General features: G+C 62.0%; 18 protein-coding genes. 4 read left to right on the forward strand and 14 right to left on the reverse strand.

The window, feature by feature from the left end; genetic code table 11:
- Positions 1–35: 35 nt before the first annotated feature.
- From OW493_RS12385 to OW493_RS12405, 5 genes are all read right to left on the reverse strand, one after another.
- The gene (locus OW493_RS12385) at positions 36–620 is read right to left on the reverse strand and encodes a DNA-3-methyladenine glycosylase I (RefSeq protein ID WP_084207848.1); all 585 of its coding nucleotides are present in this window, start codon (positions 618–620) and stop codon (positions 36–38) included.
- A complete protein-coding gene (locus tag OW493_RS12390) occupies positions 620–1,024 on the reverse strand; it encodes a DoxX family protein (protein WP_077378001.1) in 405 nt (134 codons plus the stop codon). The genes OW493_RS12385 and OW493_RS12390 overlap by 1 nt, the downstream gene beginning before the upstream one ends.
- A gap of 48 nt (positions 1,025–1,072) precedes the next feature.
- Positions 1,073–1,516, reverse strand: coding sequence for a GNAT family N-acetyltransferase (locus OW493_RS12395; protein ID WP_205632723.1), 444 nt, complete (start codon positions 1,514–1,516; stop codon positions 1,073–1,075).
- A gap of 60 nt (positions 1,517–1,576) precedes the next feature.
- On the reverse strand, positions 1,577–2,182 hold the full coding sequence (locus OW493_RS12400; protein WP_077378004.1) for a glutathione S-transferase family protein: 606 nt from the start codon (positions 2,180–2,182) through the stop codon (positions 1,577–1,579).
- Positions 2,183–2,313: 131 nt separating this feature from the next.
- Entirely contained in the window at positions 2,314–2,916 is a 603-nt protein-coding gene (locus tag OW493_RS12405; protein ID WP_141391943.1) for a LysE family translocator, read from the reverse strand.
- Positions 2,917–3,073: 157 nt separating this feature from the next.
- On the opposite strand from OW493_RS12405, the gene OW493_RS12410 reads away from it, so the two are divergent.
- Complete coding sequence (locus OW493_RS12410; protein ID WP_289864311.1) at positions 3,074–4,525, forward strand: PLP-dependent aminotransferase family protein; 1,452 nt, start codon at positions 3,074–3,076, stop codon at positions 4,523–4,525.
- 20 nt (positions 4,526–4,545) lie between these two features.
- Here the strand turns inward: OW493_RS12410 and OW493_RS12415 are convergent, their stop codons facing one another.
- The 4 genes from OW493_RS12415 to OW493_RS12430 form a co-directional block, all read right to left on the reverse strand.
- Positions 4,546–5,682, reverse strand: coding sequence for a methylated-DNA--[protein]-cysteine S-methyltransferase (locus OW493_RS12415; protein ID WP_279855974.1), 1,137 nt, complete (start codon positions 5,680–5,682; stop codon positions 4,546–4,548).
- Between the two features lie 93 nt (positions 5,683–5,775).
- Complete coding sequence (locus OW493_RS12420; RefSeq protein WP_077378016.1) at positions 5,776–6,300, reverse strand: acyl-CoA thioesterase; 525 nt, start codon at positions 6,298–6,300, stop codon at positions 5,776–5,778.
- A 262-nt stretch (positions 6,301–6,562) separates the two neighbouring features.
- Positions 6,563–7,873: a short-chain fatty acid transporter gene (locus OW493_RS12425; protein WP_289864312.1), complete on the reverse strand. Its 1,311-nt coding sequence runs from the start codon at positions 7,871–7,873 to the stop codon at positions 6,563–6,565.
- 169 nt (positions 7,874–8,042) lie between these two features.
- Positions 8,043–9,389, reverse strand: coding sequence for an MATE family efflux transporter (locus OW493_RS12430; protein WP_289864313.1), 1,347 nt, complete (start codon positions 9,387–9,389; stop codon positions 8,043–8,045).
- A gap of 242 nt (positions 9,390–9,631) precedes the next feature.
- On the opposite strand from OW493_RS12430, the gene OW493_RS12435 reads away from it, so the two are divergent.
- Positions 9,632–9,973 (forward strand): hypothetical protein, encoded by a 342-nt coding sequence (locus OW493_RS12435; RefSeq protein ID WP_205632724.1) that lies wholly within the window; start codon positions 9,632–9,634, stop codon positions 9,971–9,973.
- Positions 9,974–10,130: 157 nt separating this feature from the next.
- Here OW493_RS12435 and OW493_RS12440 read toward each other — a convergent pair whose 3' ends face one another.
- From OW493_RS12440 to OW493_RS12455, 4 genes are all read right to left on the reverse strand, one after another.
- Positions 10,131–13,061 (reverse strand): MASE3 domain-containing protein, encoded by a 2,931-nt coding sequence (locus tag OW493_RS12440; RefSeq protein WP_289864314.1) that lies wholly within the window; start codon positions 13,059–13,061, stop codon positions 10,131–10,133.
- Positions 13,062–13,523: 462 nt separating this feature from the next.
- A complete protein-coding gene (locus OW493_RS12445; RefSeq protein ID WP_077378030.1) occupies positions 13,524–13,781 on the reverse strand; it encodes a YfhL family 4Fe-4S dicluster ferredoxin in 258 nt (85 codons plus the stop codon).
- Between the two features lie 10 nt (positions 13,782–13,791).
- The gene (coaD, locus tag OW493_RS12450; protein ID WP_289864316.1) at positions 13,792–14,301 is read right to left on the reverse strand and encodes a pantetheine-phosphate adenylyltransferase; all 510 of its coding nucleotides are present in this window, start codon (positions 14,299–14,301) and stop codon (positions 13,792–13,794) included.
- A gap of 209 nt (positions 14,302–14,510) precedes the next feature.
- Positions 14,511–16,385 carry a beta-ketoacyl synthase gene (locus tag OW493_RS12455; RefSeq protein WP_176494288.1) on the reverse strand — a complete coding sequence of 625 codons (1,875 nt, stop codon included), beginning with the start codon at positions 16,383–16,385 and terminating at the stop codon, positions 14,511–14,513.
- 466 nt (positions 16,386–16,851) lie between these two features.
- On the opposite strand from OW493_RS12455, the gene OW493_RS12460 reads away from it, so the two are divergent.
- On the forward strand, positions 16,852–17,541 hold the full coding sequence (locus OW493_RS12460) for an SAM-dependent methyltransferase (RefSeq protein WP_136939579.1): 690 nt from the start codon (positions 16,852–16,854) through the stop codon (positions 17,539–17,541).
- 6 nt (positions 17,542–17,547) lie between these two features.
- Here the strand turns inward: OW493_RS12460 and OW493_RS12465 are convergent, their stop codons facing one another.
- Positions 17,548–18,474 carry a LysR family transcriptional regulator gene (locus OW493_RS12465; RefSeq protein WP_077378039.1) on the reverse strand — a complete coding sequence of 309 codons (927 nt, stop codon included), beginning with the start codon at positions 18,472–18,474 and terminating at the stop codon, positions 17,548–17,550.
- A 142-nt stretch (positions 18,475–18,616) separates the two neighbouring features.
- Between OW493_RS12465 and OW493_RS12470 the strand changes: the two genes are divergently transcribed.
- The gene (locus tag OW493_RS12470) at positions 18,617–19,069 is read left to right on the forward strand and encodes a PACE efflux transporter (protein ID WP_077378043.1); all 453 of its coding nucleotides are present in this window, start codon (positions 18,617–18,619) and stop codon (positions 19,067–19,069) included.
- Position 19,070 lies beyond the last annotated feature (1 nt).

The following is a 19,070-nucleotide window of genomic DNA, read 5'->3' on the forward strand; positions in this document are numbered from 1 at the left end:
GAGAGGGAAGGGGGAGTGAAGAGGACGAGCTGGTGTCAGGCATCCGCATGGATCGCCTCCAGGGCACCCGGCTCGGCCCAGCGCGGGCCGGCGTCCAGCACGCGAGCCTGTACCGGACAGTCGTCACGATGACAGCCCGGCAGATAGCCGCAGCTCATCAGCAGCTCGTTGACGATCTCGGGACCAGTGAAGCGGAAGGTCTTCTTGAACAGCTTGACCCAGGCGGACAAGGGTTGCGGATGATGGGCATCCAGCCATTGGAGAAAGCTGCCGTGCGAGTCCTTCATCTGCAGTACCACGCCCGCGTTGTGGATCACGGCATTGACCTTGAGGCGGTTGCGGATGATGCCGGCATCGCTCAACAGGCGCGCGCGCTCTTCATCTCCATAGGCGGCGATACGCGCGATATCGTAATTCTCGTAGGCCTCGCGAAAGGCCTCGCGCTTCTTGAGTACCGTCAGCCAGGAGAGGCCAGCCTGGTTGATCTCCAGCACGAAACGCTCGAACAGTACCCGGTCATCGCTGACCGGGAAGCCGTATTCGTGATCATGATAGGGACCATGAATCGGGTGCTGGGGAGCATTCTCGCAATAGGTGCTGGCAGTGACGACGTCGGCCATCAGTCCTCCTGCACCGCGAAGCGGCCACTGCCGAGAAAGACGACGGCCAGTGCGCTGGCGAGGAAGAAGCCTTGCAGTTCCAATGCCCAGCCACCGGACGATGACAGGCTCAGCAGCTGCCCCATGTGAGCCACCGCAATGGCGAACAGCATGTTGGCGACGACGATCAGGCCGGCGATGCGGGCGTGCACGCCGAGGATGAGCATGATGGGCGCAATGATCTCGCCGATGTAGACCCCATAGGCCACCACGCCTGGAATCCCCATCTTCTCCAGCTCGCCGGCGATCCAGCTCAACGTGCCGCCATCACCGAGCAGTTTCGAGAGGCCGTGGAACAGCAACAGCAGCCCCAGAGTCAGGCGCAGGATCAACTTGCCGAGGTCGTCATTTTCGAGAAATTGCACGTCAGAGCTCCTTGCTCAGCGAGGGTTGCGGGAAATCAGCGAGAGAGGTCAGGCGTTGGGGTCGTCCACCAGCAGGCGCGAGAAGCGCACGATCTCGGCATTGCGATTCGCCCAGCCCAGACGCTCCCAGAAGCGGTGGGCCTCATGATTGTCATGCAGGGTATCCAGGTGCACCTTGTCGATGCCTTCCTGTGCCAGGGCGTCCAGGCAGCGCTCGACCAATGTTCTCGCGATCCCCTGGCCTCGCATGTCCGGGGCCGTCATCACATGTTGCAGGTAGCCGCGCTTGCCATCATGCCCGGACATGGCACATCCCACCAGCCGCACGCCGGAGAAGGCCAAGTGGCTCATGCCGGGGTTGCGGATCAGATAGCGCTCGACGGCGGCATACTCATCTGCCTTGCGGATCACCACCCCCGGGGTGGCCTCCATCATGTGCATGAAGGCCGAGTGGTCGGCGGGTGTCATGGGGCGATAGGTGACGGGTAGCATCGACGAGCCTGTCATGGAAGGTGAGCCGGTGGTCGCTGGGGCTGCCAGCTGGAGAGGATATCAGTCGCGCGGGATATCGAAATGGCCCGGGCGCGCCGCGACACGTGCCAGCCACGCCTGTATGGCAGGATAATCATCCAGCGCGAAACCGCCTTCATCAGCGACATGCGTATAAGCATAAAGGGAAATGTCGGCGATCGTGAACTGATCCCCTACCAGCCAGTCATGTTCGGCGAGATGATGCTCCATCACCCGCAGGGCACGCTTGCCGCCCTCCTGCTTGGCGGCGTACTCGTCACGGCGTTCCTCGGGCAGGCCGAGGTAGCGATTGATGAAGCGGGCAGTGGCGATGTAGGGCTCATGGCTGTATTGCTCGAAGAACTGCCACTGCAGCACCTTGGCACGCAGGAAGGGGTCACTCGGCAGATAATCGCTGCCATCGGCGAGGTAGTTCAGGATGGCGTTGGACTCTGACAGTGTCTCACCGCGATGCAGCTCCAGCAGCGGGATCTTGCCATTGACGTTGCGGGTCAGGAATTCCGGCGTGCGAGTATCGCCGGCCAGAATGTCGACTTCGATGTAATGGTGATGGCGTTCGAGAAGGTGCAGCAGCAGCTCGACCTTGTAGCAGTTACCGGAGCGGCGATCACCATAGAGCGTCAGCATGGAGGAGCATCCTGTGCAGGCGTGTAAAAAGCGTCCTGACAGTCTAGCGAACATCGCGAGGGAAAACAGTGGTGATGCGAACAGTGTTCGATATCCGTGATGTACTGCCGTCCCTCGCAGGCCAGCGACGATCAGCCCAGGATGAAGATGACGCAGGAGGCCGTCAGTGCCCCCATCACGCGGTTGAAGATCCTCCAGGCGCGCTCGGTATTCAGCAGACGCCCGATGGCGGTGCCGAAGCCTGCCCACAGGGAGATGCAGGGCAGCGCCACCAGTTCCGCGAAGCTCGCCAGCAGGATCGCGTTGAGCCACACCGGCCCGTCTTCCGGGAGAAAGCCCGCCATCAGTGCGATACCCATGACCCAGGCCTTGGGGTTGGCGAACTGGAACAGCGCGGCTGCCAGAAAGCTCATCGGCCGTGCATCCTGTCGGCTCGACAGGTCGGGTGGTGGGGCCATGGCAATCTTCCAGGCCAGATAGAGCAGATAGCCACTCCCCAACACCTTGAGCAGTGTCTGCACGATGGGGTAGCGCTCGAAGACCAGTCCCAGTCCCAGCGCGATGCCGATGAACAGCACCAGGCAGCCGATCATGATGCCGAAGATATGCGGCAGGGTGCGCCAATAGCCATGATTGGCTCCGGAAGCCGTCAGCATGACGTTGTTGGGCCCCGGTGTCAGGGTCATCGACAGCATGTAGAGCGTGGCTGGGGCAAGAAAGGCGAGGGATTCCATGGGTGTCCTTCAGCGTGTGGGGCGTTGGCGTGATGCCGCATTATTGTATGGGTGCAATTGTGATGGATGTCGGCACGTTCCAGCATTTTATGGCTTGTTGGTGCCATGTTTTGAGCATAATCTGATGACAATTACCGTCAACAGGTTTTTTGTCACCATGACAATATGGACTCCGACACTTGATCCCACCCTGCCGCGCTATCGTGCGCTGGCGGAGGCCATCCGCCTCGATATCGCCTCAGGCCTGCTCAAGGAGGATGAGCGACTGCCGCCGCAACGCCGACTTGCGGATGCGCTGGGCGTGACGATCGGTACCGTGACACGCGGCTATGCCGAGGCCGAGCGACATGGGTTGGTCAGGGCGCGTGTGGGGAGCGGAACCTACGTCAATGCGCCGGTCAGCGCGGGGCCTGTGCCCGACAGGCGCTTCGGACATGCCTTGCATGCCAGGCCATCATTCGGGATCGCGGCGGAGTCGGATGACTCCCCTTCGGCATCCTCTGGTGTGATGGATCTCACCATGAGCCTGCCACCGCCGCATCCGGCGCGGCAGCAGGGGATGGCGGCGGCACTGACCGCGATCAGCCACTCCCCCGAGGCATTGGTGCGGAGTGTCGAATACCAGAATGAATTCGGGGTGGGCAGTCATCGCCAATTGCTGGCGAGCTGGATGAGCGAGCTCGGCATGCCGGTCGACCCCGAGGAGCTGATGCTGACGCAGGGAGGGCAGAATGGCATTACTCTCGCGCTGTCGGCCTTGCTGGCCCCCGGAGAGGCGGTGGTCACGGGAGCGCTGACCTACCCCGGACTGATCGCCGCGAGTGCTGAGCGGGGCCTGAAGCTGCTGCGAGTACCGCTGGATGAGGAGGGCATGGATGTCGAGGCTCTGGCGCGGCTGTGTCGCCAGCAGGTGCCCAGGATGGTCTACGTGATGGCCGAGCAGAACAATCCGGGCGCGGCGCAGTTGTCTCATGCACGGCGCGAGGCCCTGGTCGCCCTCGCGCGCCATCATGACTTCTGGATTCTGGAAGATGGGGTGCAATATCTGCCCAACGAGGAGTGCGGCACGCGGCTCTATCAGATGGCTCCTGAGCGCACCCTGTATGTCTTCAGTACCTCCAAACTGCTGGCTGGCGGTCTGCGTCTGGGCGTATTGCGCGCCCCGGTGGAAGTGCTGTCCCGGATTGGCGCGGTGCTGCGCAGTCACAGCTGGATGGTGGCACCGCTGTTGATGGAAACGGTCTGCGCCTGGCTGACCAGTGGCAATGCGACACAACTGGTGGACTGGCAGGTGGAGGAGATGCGGGCGCGCCAGCGACTGGCACGTACTCTGCTGGGGGAGTGGACGCTCTCTTCGCGGCCTTCATCGTTCGATCTGTGGCTGGTGCTACCCGAAGGGCAGCGTAGCCAGGCTGTGGTCGAGTCATTGGCTCGGCGCGGGGTACATGTCACCAGTGCCGAGCCTTTCTGTGTCGGCAATGAACCTCCACCACAGGCATTGCGGCTGTGCCTGAGTGCCGCCGAGAATCGTGAGGTCCTGACGCGGGCCCTGGAGATCGTCCGTGAGGTGCTGCATGCCCCGCCGCCGTTGCGTTGCACGACGCTCTAGCCGCTGTGCGCTGGCGAGCCTCATGATCTGCCGGAGGATTCGGCCTCCTGAGCCAGCCTTGCCTGCTTGAGTTCCACTCCCCAGCGATAGCCACCGAGACCACCATCACCCCGCACCACGCGGTGGCAGGGCGTCAGCAGGGCGAGGGGGTTGGCACCGCAGGCATTGGCGACGGCGCGGCTGGCAGTGGGTCGCCCCAGAGCTTCGGCCAGTTGCCGGTAGGTCAGGGTCTCGCCGCTCAGGGTGGTATTCAGTTGCTGCCAGACACGCAGCTGAAATGCGGTGCCGCGGACATCCAGCGGCAGCTCGATGAAGAGCGTCTGGCTCGTCTGTGGAGTCTCGCAGAGTGCCAGCAGGCGTGCACCGAGCATTGCATGCAGTGATTGCCCTGCCTCGTCGTCGGGTGTCACCTGTTGCCAGTCAGCCTCTGGCAGACGAGCTTCCAGAGCACTCTGCCCAGCATCACGGCTATCCGTCAGCTGGATGGCCACCACTCCACGTTCACTGAGCGCGGCGCTCAGCCAGCAGTGATGCTCGGGCATACCGAAACTGCATGGCCAGTGCATCGCCAATAGTGTCTCGCCACTGCCTCCTTTCGAACGAGCGCTGGGTGTCATGCCGCCGGCGCGTGCATGGGCACGGCTGGTGGAGCGATAGCCTGCCGTGAGGATGGCGTCGGTGACACCGCGCCCTTGTTCGAGCAGATCATGAAAGCGCAGCTGGCGCAGTCCGCTGGCATAGTCGCTGGGTGACAGGCCGAGCCAGGCCTTGAAGCGGCGCTGAAGGTGAGAGCTGCCAAGGCCCGTGAGGATGGCCAGACGGCTCAGTGACGGTGTCGGCCGGCTCTCGGCGACGGCGGCTTCCAGTTGCCGACAGACGGCGATGAGCCAGTGTGGCATGTCGGGGATCTCGCGGTTGTCCGAGGATGAATCCGTCTCTGGGTGACAGCGACGGCACGCGCGCAGACCGGCTGCATGCGCGGCGCGGGTGTCAGGGAAGAACCTGACATTGTCACGCCGTGGAGGCGGTGAGGGACAGCCGATACGGCAGAAGATGCCGGTGGTGATCACGCCATAGCGCAGTGACTCACCGGCAATCGACTGGCGAGCCAGCAGGCGTTGCCAGATGGCGTCTTGTGCCGCTCGTGAAGGAGTCATCGTTCGTCTCGCGGTGACGGAGTTCCGCCCAGTATCGCCACGTGGCGACTACCTCGCACTCCGCATATTGCACTGGCTTTCGAGATCGGTGTCTCAGAATTCCATCGATTCCTGGCGCTTTTCCTCTTCCTCGGCCTGCTTGCGAAGCTTCTTGCGAATCGCGGCCTTGTGGAAGCGCAGTTTCTGCTCCTGGGTTTCCAGGTTCAGTGGCGGCACCGGAACCGGATTGCCGTCCGGATCCACCGCGACCATGGTCAGGTAGCAGCTGTTGGTATGACGAATCAGGCGACCCTGGATGGACTCGGCGACGACCTTGATGCCGATTTCCATCGAGGAGCGGCCGACATGATTGACGGAGGCCAGGAAGGTCACCAGCTCGCCGACGTGAATCGGCTGCTTGAAGCGCACCTGGTCCACCGACAGAGTGACGACGTAGCTGCCGCTGTAGCGGCTGGCACAGGCGTAGGCGACTTCATCCAGCTTCTTGAGAATGGCGCCACCGTGCACCTTGCCGCTGAAGTTGGCCATGTCCGGTGTCATCAACTCGGTCATGATCAACTGGTGCTGACCGGGGAGGGCGTCATTGAGGGTGGCCTGATCAGGCTGGGTGTCATTCATGCAGGAATCCTTGATGAGCGAGTCAGGGTCAGAAAGGCTCGAGTGACCCTGGGGACGGGTATCGGAGCGGGATGATTCTTGTCCCTGACAGTCTGAGGGATTCGGCGTCACTTGGCACCCTGTGAGCGGCATATCAGCACTCTCTGAACGACCTGGCCCCCGAAGAATCACTCCCCGGGGGCCAGGTGGCATGACGTTGCGAGGGGCCGGGAGTCGTGGCGTTCGAACGTCTCGTCAGAGATATTTCGTCACGGCGACCTTCTCATAGAAGGGTCAGCCCCAGTGAGATGATGATACCGGTCACCAGCAGCTGCACCAGACAGAACCCCATGATGTCCTTGGCCTTCAGGCCCGCGATGGCCAGGACAGGCAGTGCCCAGAAAGGCTGCAGCATGTTGGTCCAGGCATCGCCCCAGGCGACGGCCATCGCGACGCGTGGCAGGTCGGCACCCAATGCCTGGGCGGCAGGAATCATGACCGGTGCCTGAACCGCCCACTGTCCACCACCGGAAGGTACGAACAGATTGACGATACCGGCACTGATGAAGGACCAGAACGGCAGGCTCTCGGCGCTGGCGATCGACACGAATCCCTCGGAGAGGGTAGTCGCCAGTCCGGACTGCACCATGATCGCCATGATGCCGGCATAGAAGGGGAACTGGATGACGATACCGGCGCCGCCCTTGATGGCCTCGTTCAGACTGTCCAGCAGCTTGCGCGGTGTGCCATGCAGCACGATGGCCAGGAACAGGAAGCTGAAGTTGATCACGTTGAGATTCAGGCCACCGCCACGAATCACGAAGTGATCCACCAGCCAGGCGAGGCCGAACAGCCCCACGACCCAGGCGAGGATCGGTGAGTTCTCGAGACGCTCGGCGGGACGAGGCTGGTCGCTGATCTCGGTGGGCTTATCCTCCAGCAGGGCCGGATCCACGTACACGCTTTCCTTCTCGAAGGGCATCATGGCGCGATTGACCAGCGGCATGATGATCAGCAGCGCCGAGACGATGGCGATATTGAAGAAGGCAAAGATGGTGTCCGAGGTGGGCACGATGCCGATGCTCTCCTCGGTGAAGTGGCCCGCGGTGGCGATGGTCAGCGGAATCGAGCCCGAGATGCCCGCATGCCAGATCACGAAACCTGAGTAGGCGCTGGCGATCAGCAGCCGGTAATCCACCTTGATCATCTTGGCCAGCTGCTTGGCGAATAATGCACCGATCACCAGACCGAAGCCCCAGTTGATCCAGCTGGCGATCAGCGAGACGAAGGTGACCAGCATGATGGCACTGCCAGGCGTTCTGGCCAGCGAGGCGATGCTGGCCAGGCCCTTCTTCACCGGCGGCGTATTGGCGAGCATGAACCCCGAGATCAATACCAGCAGCATCTGCATGGAGAAGGTCAGCAGATTCCAGAAGCCATCGCCCCAGTAGCGCATTACCTCGGCGGGGGAGCGTTGCTCGATCAGCATGGCGGCTGCGGCCGCGACGACGGTCAACAGCAATACGAAGATATAGGGGTCAGGTAGATAGCGCTCGACCAGCTTGACGGCTGGCCGGGATAGCGATTGCAGCATGTGATGCTCCCTGTGGCTTTTTATCGGTATGGGAGTTGGGTTGGCATGCTCACATTAGTCTATCCGATAGCAGTAGAGTATCGCGCGATGGTCGAGGGGTAGGGCTCCGATGCGCCTGGCGAGCACTTCATCGATGGATCAACCCAGGGCGTGCTCTGCTCGATAGGGTTCAGCGCCAGTGGTGACGGCGATGATGCAGATAGTAGCCGCCGAGCAAGACAGAACGAACGCTGGTAAACAGCAGGAACGCCAGCCACAGGCCATGATTTCCGAAGCTCTCGAGCAGGGGCCACAGTCCGATGAATGCCAGCAGGGAGACCACCAGCGTATTGCGCATTTCACGTGTCGCGGTGGCACCGATGAAGATCCCGTCCAGCAGGTAGCTCCATACGGCCACCAACGGCATGGCGACCATCCAGGGCAGATAGGTGATTGCCAGTTGTCGTACCTCGGGCAGGTCCGTCAGCAGGGCGATCATCTGCGGGCCAAGGAGCCATAGCAGCAGGCTTGCGGCGGCGGCAGTGACCAACGAGAAGCGCGTAGCCGCCCTGACGCTGCGAGTGAAGCGCTGCCAGTCTCCCTGTCCCACGGCGCGGCCGACCTCGGATTCAGCAGCCTGCGCGAAACCATCGAGCCCGTAGGACGTGATCATCACGAATTGCAGCAGCACGGCATTGGCCGCCAGAGTCTCGTCCCCGAAGCTGGCTCCCTGGGACGTGAAATAGGCCGTGGCGCCCAAGAGACACAGGGTGCGCACGAAGAGGTGCTGATTGACGCGGATCAGTACGCTCCAGGCGGACAGTGATAACAGGGCGGCGCGATCACTGTGACCCGGCATGCGGGAGAGTTGACGTGACACCAGCCACAGGCCGGCCGCCAACCCGCAGTAATCCGCGATCACACTGGCCAGGGCCACGCCATCACTGGTCATCCCCAGGCCTGGGACGAAGGCGAGATCCAGCACGATATTGAGCACATTGGTCAGCACCAGGATACCCAGCGTCACCCGTGAATTCCCCAGGCCCAGAAACCAGCCCAGTATCACGTAATTGATCAGTACGGCGGGTGCCGACCACAGGCGAATGCTGGCGTAGTCATGGGCCAGTGCGCGAGTGGACTCGCTGGCCTCCATCAAGCCCAGGCCCAGCGAAATGAGCGGTGAGCCGAGCAGCATCAGAAGCATGCCGATGGCCAGTGCCAGCAGAATGCCCTGTCCGAGCAGCGTTCGCAGCCGGTCGTGATCACCACGGCCATGTGCCTGGGCCGTCATGCCGGTCGTGCCCATGCGGAGGAAGCCGAAGCCCCAGTAAAGGAAGCTGAACAGCACCGCGCCCAGCGTGACGGCACCCAGATAGATCGCATCTTCCAGATGCCCGACCACGGCGGTATCCACCAGTCCGAGCAACGGCACCGAGATATTGGAAAGGATGATCGGCCAGGCGAGCTGCCAGAGATGGCGGTCGGTGCGAGCGGCCGATGGAGAAGAGGGGGCGGCTTGTCGTGAAGAATCGGTCATTGGGGATCGTTGCCGTAGTGGGTGATGCTGAATCAGTAAAAGGAGCAGCGCGGGTGACGCGGCGTGAGTCCGTTGGCGTTGACCGCAGCATGAGGGTAGAGAGCTGGGCGTATGGCTTTCGGAGCGCTAATCTAGAGAACGTGAGATGGATGACACGGCTTGTCAGGCGCTGGTGGTGCTTGCCCCAGTGTATAGACTCATAACAGGGACGCTTGGAGCGTCCATACGCAAGGGACCTGAGCATGAAATCCATGATTTTTCAGTCGGGCATGTGGCTGCGCAACGGAATCGCGGCTGCGGGCATGACACTGATGCTGGCATCTCCCGCCTATGCCATCGAGTTGCCCAGCGAGCAGGGGGATGATACTCCGAGTGCCGGCATGATGGTGGCTGATGCGCTTGTCGGGCGCCCTCTGCTGTTGGCGACGACGGTCGTGGGGGCAGCGCTGTTTGTCGTTTCGGCTCCGTTCGCGGCCATGGGGCAGAATATCGATGAGACTGCTCGTGTGCTGGTGGCTACACCGGCGCAGGCAACCTTCGCGCGCTGCCTTGGCTGCAAGACGACGCGTGTTGATTGGGACTGACTCCCGCTGGGGGGCGACTTGAAGCATCGCCTGTCCAGAGCCATGCAGGAATGTGACAAGACCCCGCACACGACACCGCCGGCCATCATGGCCGGCGGTGTCGTCTTTGAGGTCAGCGGAAAGAGGCTGAACTCGAGCGCTGCAATATCACGAGGCCTCATCTGGGAGAGGACGTGACTCGACGGTCTTCGGTGGGGGGCAGATTGTTGAAGCACAGAACGCGTTGACGGCCCGAGCGCTTGGCCTGATAGAGCGCGTTGTCGGCCATGCTGAACAACGTGTCGGTCGACTGACTGTCGTGGGGAGCATTGGCGACGCCGGCGGAGAAGCTCAGCCCTGTCAGCTGTCCCAGGGTGTCATGCTCGAAACTTTCTTCCCGGAAGGCTTCAAGGATGGCTTCGACGCGTGCGCGTGTCACGGCAGCGCTGGCCCCCGGCATCAGAATGACGAACTCTTCCCCACCATAACGGCAGGCTTCATCCGAGCTGCGCAGCGACTCGCGGATGATGCTGGCGAGGCGAGATAGAACCTGGTCCCCCATCTCATGACCGTAGGTATCGTTGACCTGTTTGAAGTTGTCCAGATCCAGAACTACCAGTGAAAGGGGGTTGCCGATGCTGGCTTCTGCCAGTTTCTGTGGCAGCACTTCATCCAGATGCCGGCGATTGTAGAGTCGAGTGAGGGTGTCCCGACGTGCCTCATGGGCCAGCCCCTGTTTCAGTTGCAGGTCAGCCAGCGCCAGCATGATCAATTGACAGACGTCCTCTGCCAGCGGGCGGAGGTGCTCCTGACTCTCGCTGTCAGAGGGGATCTGCAGCGTGAAGTTGCCGATCACCGTATCCCCGACGCTCAGTGAGTGATTGAGTACGCAGACTTCCGTGGGAGCCGTCCCCCACTGGATATGTGTCTTCTGCTGGTGATCCGCCGGATCTGCCAGCTGCAGCGTGCCCTCGCAGCCGGCGAACAGGCTGGGCAGGCGCACATTGAGCTGGGTGACGATCTCGTCCAGTCGTGAGCAGGTCAGCAGACGTTCCGAAAGATGATGGATCTGGGTGCGGCTTTCCGAGAGGCGTGACAGCTTGAGATTGGCGATCTGGAGGTCTCGTTGCGCGCGTTTGCGATCCGTGATGTCGTGCACGATCGAAAACAGCAGGGTGCGGCCATTGAGGTCAACCGGGCCTGTGAAGATCTCGACGTCACGCAGTTCGCCGTTGGCCAGCTGATGGCTGGCCTCAAAGTGGTTGTCAGTACGGTTGACCACCGAACGGATGCGCTTCGAGAGCGTCTGGCTTGCCAGCACGTTGATGCGTCCCAGGGGCATGCCACACATCTCACCGATGCTGTAGCCGTAGAAATCGGCGGCGACCGGGTTGGCGTCGATGATTTCAGCTAGTTCCGGATCGATCAGCAGCTTGATGGCGTTGCCGGTACTGAAGACTTCCTGATAGAGCGTCGCGTTCTCCTCCAGCAATTCGATGGCGCGGCGCCGGTCCTCGATGTTGTTGACCAGTACCAGGGTGCGATCCTCGCCTTCAAGCGGAGTAAGGGTGACTTCCGCCCAGAACAGATGCCCGCGCGCGGTCTGCATGTGGTATTCGTCCTGGAAGTTGCCGCCCTCGCGCTGGAGCTGCCCCCAGGCACGCTTCAGGCGACTGACTTCCTCGAGGGAGAACAGCCCCCAGAGGGACTGCTGAAAGAGCTCGGCTTCACCTCTGCCCAACAGGTTGTGCATGGCGGAGTTGGCATCGACGATGGTGCCGCTGCGATCTGCCACGATGATGCCCACGGGGGCCGAATGGTAGATGGAGCGCAGCCGTGCCCGACTGGTGATCAGGCGTTGCTGCTGTTCCTTGATCCAGTCGATATCGCTGTGAGTGCCGATCATGCGCAATGGTCGACCGTCCGGTGAGCGTTCGACGACTCTTCCCTGATCCAGAATCCACTTCCATTCGCCGCTGCGGGTCAGCATGCGATGCTCGTTGCGGTACTCGACGCTGTGTCCATCGAAGTGTTGCTTGAGGTCTTCCAGCGTCCGCTGCATGTCGTCAGGGTGTATGCGCGATTTCCATTCGTCGAAGCTGCTGCCGATGTCCTCTTCTTCATAGCCCAGCGTCGCTTTCCACTGCGGAGAGTAGAAGACCTGATCGCTGTCCTGCTTCCAGTCCCAGACACCGGCACCTGAACCTTCCAGCGCGAACTGCCAGCGCTGTTCCGCTTCTGCCAGCGCACTGCTCATGTCCTTGAGTCGCTGGTAGGGGTAGACCAGGCGTGAGGAATAGATGGCGTGGTAGAGCATGCCGTAGGCGGCCACCTTGTACAGGTGCCCCAGGAGATTGAAGACGTCGTGGGCAGTGGCATACAGGGTGAAGCAGAGCTCCGAGAGGCCAGTGGCAAGCGCGGCGACGGCCAGCCAGCTGATGTTGGTGCCCTCGGGCAGACGTCGGGAGTTGAGCAGCAGGATCGCGGCGATCAGGGATCCGATCGCCAGTACCCATTCGTAACCGATCTTCCACGCCGTCAGGCCGCTTCCGGGGATGAAGGTCGCGGGGAGGTAGTCAAGATGATAGAGCCCTACCCAGCTGACCAGCAGGCCAATGACAAGCGTCAAGACGAACGCCAGTGGCAGCCGGCGGCGCGTCATCGGGCGTGAGGTGATCAGGCAGGGTGCCAGCAGCGCCACGACGAAGGCCGTCCGCCCCGCCAGCCAGAAGTGGATGGCTTTCTGTACCGACGCATCACTGACGAAGTTCGGCATGCCGTCATAGCTGAAGATATGAATCAGGTCGAAGAAGGCCGAGAGCAGAAAGGCACAGCCCATCACCACGAAGCTGACGGGGACCGTGCTGCGATGGCCCTGGAAGATGGAGATGGCCGCCATCGAGGCGACCAGTACCGCACCGATCTCAAGCAGTGAATGAGGGATGAGGTATTGCGCGACTGACGTGAAGATATCGGGGCGTGGCAGCAGGATCAGCAGCACCATCAAGACCAGCATTCCGGCCAGACCGACCAATCCCGAGGCGGGAAGTGGAGTATGGGCTTTGAAGGCTGGCATTTTCAGGGCTGACGGCAGTTGGCGTGATGACATGTGCATTCCGTGCGCGTGAAGGGCGATCGGTGACTGTATCCCTACAGGATAGAATACTTCTGTTACTGTGTACTAACAGAAATTAACCGATAGTCTCGCTATCCACCATCATATTCTTTATCGCTGATGAAAGTGCGAGGCGCCTGCCTCCCGGGGAGTCGCGCAAGCCGAGCCGTCCTGCACGGTGTCAGCGGCTGACCGTTGGCACTGAGACTCGTGCGGTCATCGCGCATCGCGAAGCACGCAGGATGGAAGAGGTTGAAAAGAGAGAATAGAGAAGAGAGAAAACAATAGAAGAGAGACGAGCAAGCGGGAGGAGAAAGGAGAGGCGACAGGACAGGAGGGAGAGGAACGCTGCCAAGGAGGGAGTCAGGACATGGCTTCTACAGGCGTTGCCAGGAGTGCCAGGCCACCACGAGCGCCTGACAGGGGCAGGCGCACGTGGTGGCGGGCAGGTGCAGGTCAGTTGCCCAGCGCTGCCGTGATGATCTGGTACTTCTCCATCAACTCTTCCTGGCTTTCCTTGTTGGCCGGGTCGAGCGGGATGCAGTCAACCGGGCAGACCTGCTGGCATTGCGGCTCATCGAAGTGGCCGACGCACTCGGTGCACAGGTCCGGGTCGATGACATAGATCTCTTCACCCGGCGAGATGGCGCCATTGGGACATTCCGGCTCGCAGACGTCGCAGTTGATGCACTCATCAGTGATGATCAGGGCCATGGTGGTGTCCTCAGCTTGTGGCGGTGTCGGCGCCGGGCGGTTTGAAGTGGCTGGCAAGAGCCTCGGCCACTATCGGGTGCACCAGACGCGACACATCACCCCCGTGTCGCGAGATTTCGCGCACGATGGTCGATGAAATATAGGAGTTCTGCAGTTCCGGGGTCAGGAACAGGCTGTCGACGTGCGGCGCCTGTGCCCGGTTCATGTTGGCCAGCTGCAGCTCGTACTCGAAGTCGGATACCGCGCGCAGGCCGCGCAGAATGATACGCGCATTCTGCTGTTCCAGCAGCTCCGTCAGCAGACAACTGAAACCGATGACCTCGACATTGTCGAGATGCGAGAGAATCTGTCGGGCAAGGTCGATGCGCAGTTCCAGTGGAAGGGCGGGTTGCTTGCTCGGGCTGTAGGCGACCGCGACGATGACCTTGTCGAACAGGCGAGCACCACGCTCGATCAGGTCGGTATGGCCATTGGTGATCGGATCGAAGGTGCCAGGGTAGACGGCAATGTTCTTGGGCATGACGAACTCGTGCTCTGTCAGCGGGCCATCGCGGACGGCCTTGCTGCAATGGACGACGAAGGATGAGAAGCCTGCGCTCTGGTCTTGGTGCAAGACGCCTGCGGGCAACGAGCGAAAGCTGGTGGCCAGTCCGAGTGTAGAACCCCCAGCCTTGCTGTGGCCAGCAGGCTGGGGGAGCGCTCTTCATGGCAGTCGCTCACGAGGTGTCGCTAGAGTGACCCGAAGGGGTTGTCGACCTTGAGAGAGACGGCTTTCGCGTATCCCGGAATGCGGATCTCGCGATCAGTGATCTCAAGCTCCGGCCCTTCCAGCACACCCTCGCCGAAGCGGTAGGTCGGCGTGAATTCACCGCGCTGCGCCTTGTCCAGATAGTCCGCCCGACGTTGCTCACAGAGGCCGCTGCGCTCACGCCAGGCCGCCAGGGCGTCGTCACCATGTCGCGCTGTCAGCAGCTTCAGCGTGACATCGGCCGACAGCACCACGCCGCTGGCGTTGTTGCCACCGAATCCCTTGGCATTGATGAAGGCGACATCGGCCGAGAATTCGCGAGCTTCGCGTCGGATGTCGAGATGGCTGTGATGCACGTCTTCGGCGATGGCATCCAGCGTCGGAATGCCCGGCAGAATGCCGGTGGTCATGCTGCCGAGTGCCGAGACCGTCTGATCACCCGCCGCGCTGCCCTGGCTGTGGCCGACGAAGGTCTTCACCGCCACGACAGGCCATGCTTCGATACCGTTGGCCCGCGCCACCTCGTTGAGCACATGGGATTCGGTCGTGCGGTTCTTCGGTGTGGAGGTGGCGTGTGCATGCACGAAACTGCGCTGGCGTACGCCTTCATCACCGACGATATCTCGCGCCAGCGCCACCGCCTTGCTCAGCGTGATGTAATTGCCGACGCCCGGTGCCGAGATGGACCGCTTCCAGCCATCCGCATTGACGAAGACATCCGGGACACTGCCCAGGATGCGAGCGCCGGTCTCCAGCGCCAGCTCGTCCGCCATCAGAATCACGAACTGGGTCGCTTCGGCGATGGTGAAACCGCAGTTGCGCGCAAAGGGACGGCAGGCTTTCTGGTAATCGCTGTCAGTGAGGACTTCCAGCGCATCGAGGGCCTTGAGACTCTCGTCATCGGCCAGCGCTCCCATGCTGCGGAACCCTTCAATGACTTCCGGCGTGATGGGCGCATCCGCCGTGCCTACCATCACCACGCGACGGCGTCCGCTGCGGATGTCATTCAGGCCCAGCTTCAGGTTGTAGAGGAAACTGGCGCAGGCACCCATCGCGGCACCGGCTCCCCCGACATTGCCAAGCACATAGGCATTCAGGAAGTCGGCCGGCATCTGGGCATAGCCCAGCGGCATCTGCTTGGAGGTGGCGCGCTCGCCGGCCACGAAGGACTTCATCAGTCCGCCCCAGCCTTCAGTGTCCATCTGGCCGATCGAGTTGCCGGCATAGACGGCAATGTCGTCGGGGTCGAGGCTGTCGCGCAGCGAGTCCCAGTCAAGTCCGCTGTCGCCGAGGCAGTCACTGGCGCCGAAGATGGTCATCGACAGGCCGCGAGGGTGATGCACGCTGCGGTAGAGCTGCTCCGGCGCGAAGCCGCTGGGCAGCTGACCGGCGGCGCGCACCAGTGCCCTGCGGTTGTCCGGCAGCAGGACATCGAATTCGCCTGCCGGCACCGTGACTTCGACGCGACGATTGTCCAGCTCGCGGATCTGCCACGCGGCGGGTGGCTGCTCCGGCAGCTGGCGGCTGCGCAGGGTGAAGCTCAGGTCCTCGGTCAACGTCAGGCGTGACTGGCGGTTGGCGGGAATCCCGGCGTCATTGAAGCGTTCGTCTTCGATGCGACGAATCAGGGAATGTGCCAGTACCTGCTCTTCCAGACGAGCCGCGAGTGCCTGTGCCTCGGCGGGCTGGCCTTCGGCATCGAACCACTGACCCTGCTCGTCGCAGCGGGCGAGATTCATGAGCGATGCAAGGCCCAGCAGGGTCTCCTGGCGGTCCGTCTCCGACAGAGTCTCGAGCACCGTGCGCCGGAAGGCTTGATGACCCGAAGTCCTGCCGGCGGCGTTGACTCCGCCCATGCCGACGATCACCGGTAAGTGTGACAAGCCGCTTTCCTCGTGAAAAATGCTGTGAGTCGTTGGTCTGGGCGACGCCTCTGCGGGCATTCGTCCAAATGATGCCGCGATGATAACACCCCCTCAATACAGGCGTCATGCACCCTGCTCTCAGGCTGCGGCGCTAGCGAGGACTCGCTGCGAACACTGTGCGATATCCTGCGTTGCAGGGTAGGCCATTCCACCGAGGTCCTGGGTCACGAAAAAAGATCAATCGTTTGTTTGATTATGGGCGTGACGGATGAGATGCTTCAGGGGCTGTTTGAGTCGCTAGAGTTGGTGTAGGCGCGTGCCGAGAGGCATGCGCCTTTTTTTGTGCATTGCCTGCCGGCGCTTGCCGCCAGACCGAGCGGGGCGCGGCGGATTCCCGAAAGAGGAATCTGCTAGAATTCCCTCGTCCATTTTCTGCTCGCCTGCCACCGGAATTCCGATGTACGCCAACTCCCGTCAGATCGACTCTCCCCAGTCCGGCCCCCACGAGGACATCGAGCGGCGCGTACGCCGTGCGATGGCACATCCGCTTCGCAAGCCAGTCGCGGAGCACACGCGTGAGGCGTTTGAACAGGCGCAACGCTGGCTGGCGGAACAGGACAAGCCCTTGTGGCTGGACAGCGGCTGTGGCGTCGGGCGCTCGACCCGCCTGCTGGCACTGGCCCATCCGGATCATGCGGTGATCGGGGTCGATCGCAGCGAGGACCGCCTCACTCGCAAGCACGGCGAGCTTCCGGACAACGCGTTGCTGGTACGTGCTGATCTCGTTGATTTCTGGCGTCTCGCACTGGCGGCAGGCTGGGCGCCGGCTCATCACACCCTGCTGTATCCCAATCCCTATCCCAAGGCGCGTCACCTCAAGATGCGCTGGCAAGGCCATCCGGTATTTCCGATCATCATGGCATTGGGCGGTCGGCTCGAGTTGCGCACCAACTGGCAGATCTACGCACTGGAATTCGCTCAGGCCATCGGTCATGCCACCGGTGTCGAGGTGACGGCAGAGGCCTTTGTCCCGCACGGCGATTATCTGACCCACTTCGAGCGCAAGTATCATGAGTCCGGTCAGGCGCTGTGGCGCCTTGAATGCCAGCTCGAGCACACGCCTGAGCGTTACCCCCTGCAGGTGTGAGGCGTGTCATGCCGGCGGCAGGTTCTGGTTGGCGATGGCGGCGTGACTGTCACGGAAGGTGTCGCGCAGTGATTGGCGCAGCCAGCTGGCGGCAGGGCCGCGGGGGCTGTCACGTCGCGAGATCAATTCGATATCGATATCGGCGGTGGCGCCCAGTGCACTCAGGTCCAGTATCGTCAGCCGCTTCTGGAAGGGCGGGTAATGGGCGATGTGACGTGGCACCTGTGCCCAGCCCAGGCCACGTGTCGTCAGTTCCGCCATGGCATAGAAGCTGTTGAGCTGCCAGAAACGCTGTGAACGAGGAGCTTCCTGGCCGGGGCCCAGCTGCTGACGCTGACCGATCATCAATTGACGGTGATCCGCCAGATCGCTGTGGGTCGGGCTCTCGAGCTGTGCCAGGGGATGGTCGCGGGCGACGATCAGCACCTGCTCCAGTCGTCCCAGAGCCTCCCGCTCCAGTGCCATGGCACAGAGCGGCTGGCAGAACAGGATGCCGAGGTTGGCCTCGTGCTGCTCCACCCAGCGCGCCACTTCATCCTGAGCCCCATTGAGCAGATTCAGTGTCAGTGTCGGATACTGCACCGCCATCTTTTCCAGTACTTCCATCACGGGTGGCATCTCCACCAGCGCTTCATCGATCGCCAAAGTCAGGCTGGCTTCCAGGCCCTCGCTGAGGGTGCGTGCACGGGCCTCCAGGCGTTGGCATTGCACCAGCACGCTATTGGCTTCGTGCAGCAGTGCCTTGCCTGCAGGTGTCAGGATGGGGGTACGCGGGGTGCGATCGAACAGCTCGCAGCCCAGGTCCATCTCCAGATTGGCGATGGCGGTGCTGACGGCGGACTGCGCACGGCCCAGACGACGTGCCGCGGCGGAGAAAGACCCCGTTTCCGCCACGCAACGCAGCGTCGTCAGCTGTTCCAGTGTCCAGTTCATTGCCTTGCCTCTCGCCTCGATCCATCTGAATACTAGATGGATACTAACTTTTATCCATCTCCATGACCTCTAGAATGCCTGACATATCCACCTCGCACAGCCGCACGGCATCATGTGCGAAGTCTGAGCAGGAGTCTCGGTGATGCGTTCCAACAAAGAGCGATTGGCACAGGCTGGGTTGCTGGAGCTGGGCGGCATTCTGATCGTGGCCCCGCTGTCCGCCATGTTGACGGGACATGATCTGGCGAGCATGGGGAGCCTGGCCGTGGTGATGTCCACGCTGGCCGTGATCTGGAGTACGGTCTGGAACTGGATGTTCGACCGCTGGGTACCGACTCGCCAGCGCAATATGCTTCAGCGCATCACCCAGGCACTCGGCTTCGAGCTGGGGCTGGTGCTGGTGACGGTCTTCCTCGTCGCGGCCTGGCTGGAGATCGGGCTATGGCAGGCACTGTTGCTGGACCTTGGTTTCGTGGCCTTCTTCCTTGTCTGGGCCATGATCTTCAATCCACTGTTCGACGCGGTCATGACCCGCCTGCTGGCACGCAAGGCTGCCCGTGAGCGGAAGCACCCGTCACCACATTCCATGAGGTGAG

This window comes from Cobetia sp. 14N.309.X.WAT.E.A4, from assembly GCF_030397495.1.
GTDB classification, from domain to species: domain Bacteria; phylum Pseudomonadota; class Gammaproteobacteria; order Pseudomonadales; family Halomonadaceae; genus Cobetia; species Cobetia marina.

Coding starts and splice junctions, on each gene's coding strand:
- OW493_RS12385 (WP_084207848.1), bottom strand. CDS start 620: ATGGCCGACGTCGTCACTGCCAGCACCTATTGCGAGAATGCTCCCCAG.
- OW493_RS12395 (WP_205632723.1), bottom strand. CDS start 1,516: ATGCTACCCGTCACCTATCGCCCCATGACACCCGCCGACCACTCGGCC.
- OW493_RS12400 (WP_077378004.1), bottom strand. CDS start 2,182: ATGCTGACGCTCTATGGTGATCGCCGCTCCGGTAACTGCTACAAGGTC.
- OW493_RS12405 (WP_141391943.1), bottom strand. CDS start 2,916: ATGGAATCCCTCGCCTTTCTTGCCCCAGCCACGCTCTACATGCTGTCG.
- OW493_RS12410 (WP_289864311.1), top strand. CDS start 3,074: ATGACAATATGGACTCCGACACTTGATCCCACCCTGCCGCGCTATCGT.
- OW493_RS12415 (WP_279855974.1), bottom strand. CDS start 5,682: ATGACTCCTTCACGAGCGGCACAAGACGCCATCTGGCAACGCCTGCTG.
- OW493_RS12420 (WP_077378016.1), bottom strand. CDS start 6,300: ATGAATGACACCCAGCCTGATCAGGCCACCCTCAATGACGCCCTCCCC.
- OW493_RS12425 (WP_289864312.1), bottom strand. CDS start 7,873: ATGCTGCAATCGCTATCCCGGCCAGCCGTCAAGCTGGTCGAGCGCTAT.
- OW493_RS12430 (WP_289864313.1), bottom strand. CDS start 9,389: ATGACCGATTCTTCACGACAAGCCGCCCCCTCTTCTCCATCGGCCGCT.
- OW493_RS12435 (WP_205632724.1), top strand. CDS start 9,632: ATGAAATCCATGATTTTTCAGTCGGGCATGTGGCTGCGCAACGGAATC.
- OW493_RS12440 (WP_289864314.1), bottom strand. CDS start 13,061: ATGTCATCACGCCAACTGCCGTCAGCCCTGAAAATGCCAGCCTTCAAA.
- OW493_RS12445 (WP_077378030.1), bottom strand. CDS start 13,781: ATGGCCCTGATCATCACTGATGAGTGCATCAACTGCGACGTCTGCGAG.
- coaD (WP_289864316.1), bottom strand. CDS start 14,301: ATGCCCAAGAACATTGCCGTCTACCCTGGCACCTTCGATCCGATCACC.
- OW493_RS12455 (WP_176494288.1), bottom strand. CDS start 16,385: ATGGGCGGAGTCAACGCCGCCGGCAGGACTTCGGGTCATCAAGCCTTC.
- OW493_RS12460 (WP_136939579.1), top strand. CDS start 16,852: ATGTACGCCAACTCCCGTCAGATCGACTCTCCCCAGTCCGGCCCCCAC.
- OW493_RS12465 (WP_077378039.1), bottom strand. CDS start 18,474: ATGAACTGGACACTGGAACAGCTGACGACGCTGCGTTGCGTGGCGGAA.
- OW493_RS12470 (WP_077378043.1), top strand. CDS start 18,617: ATGCGTTCCAACAAAGAGCGATTGGCACAGGCTGGGTTGCTGGAGCTG.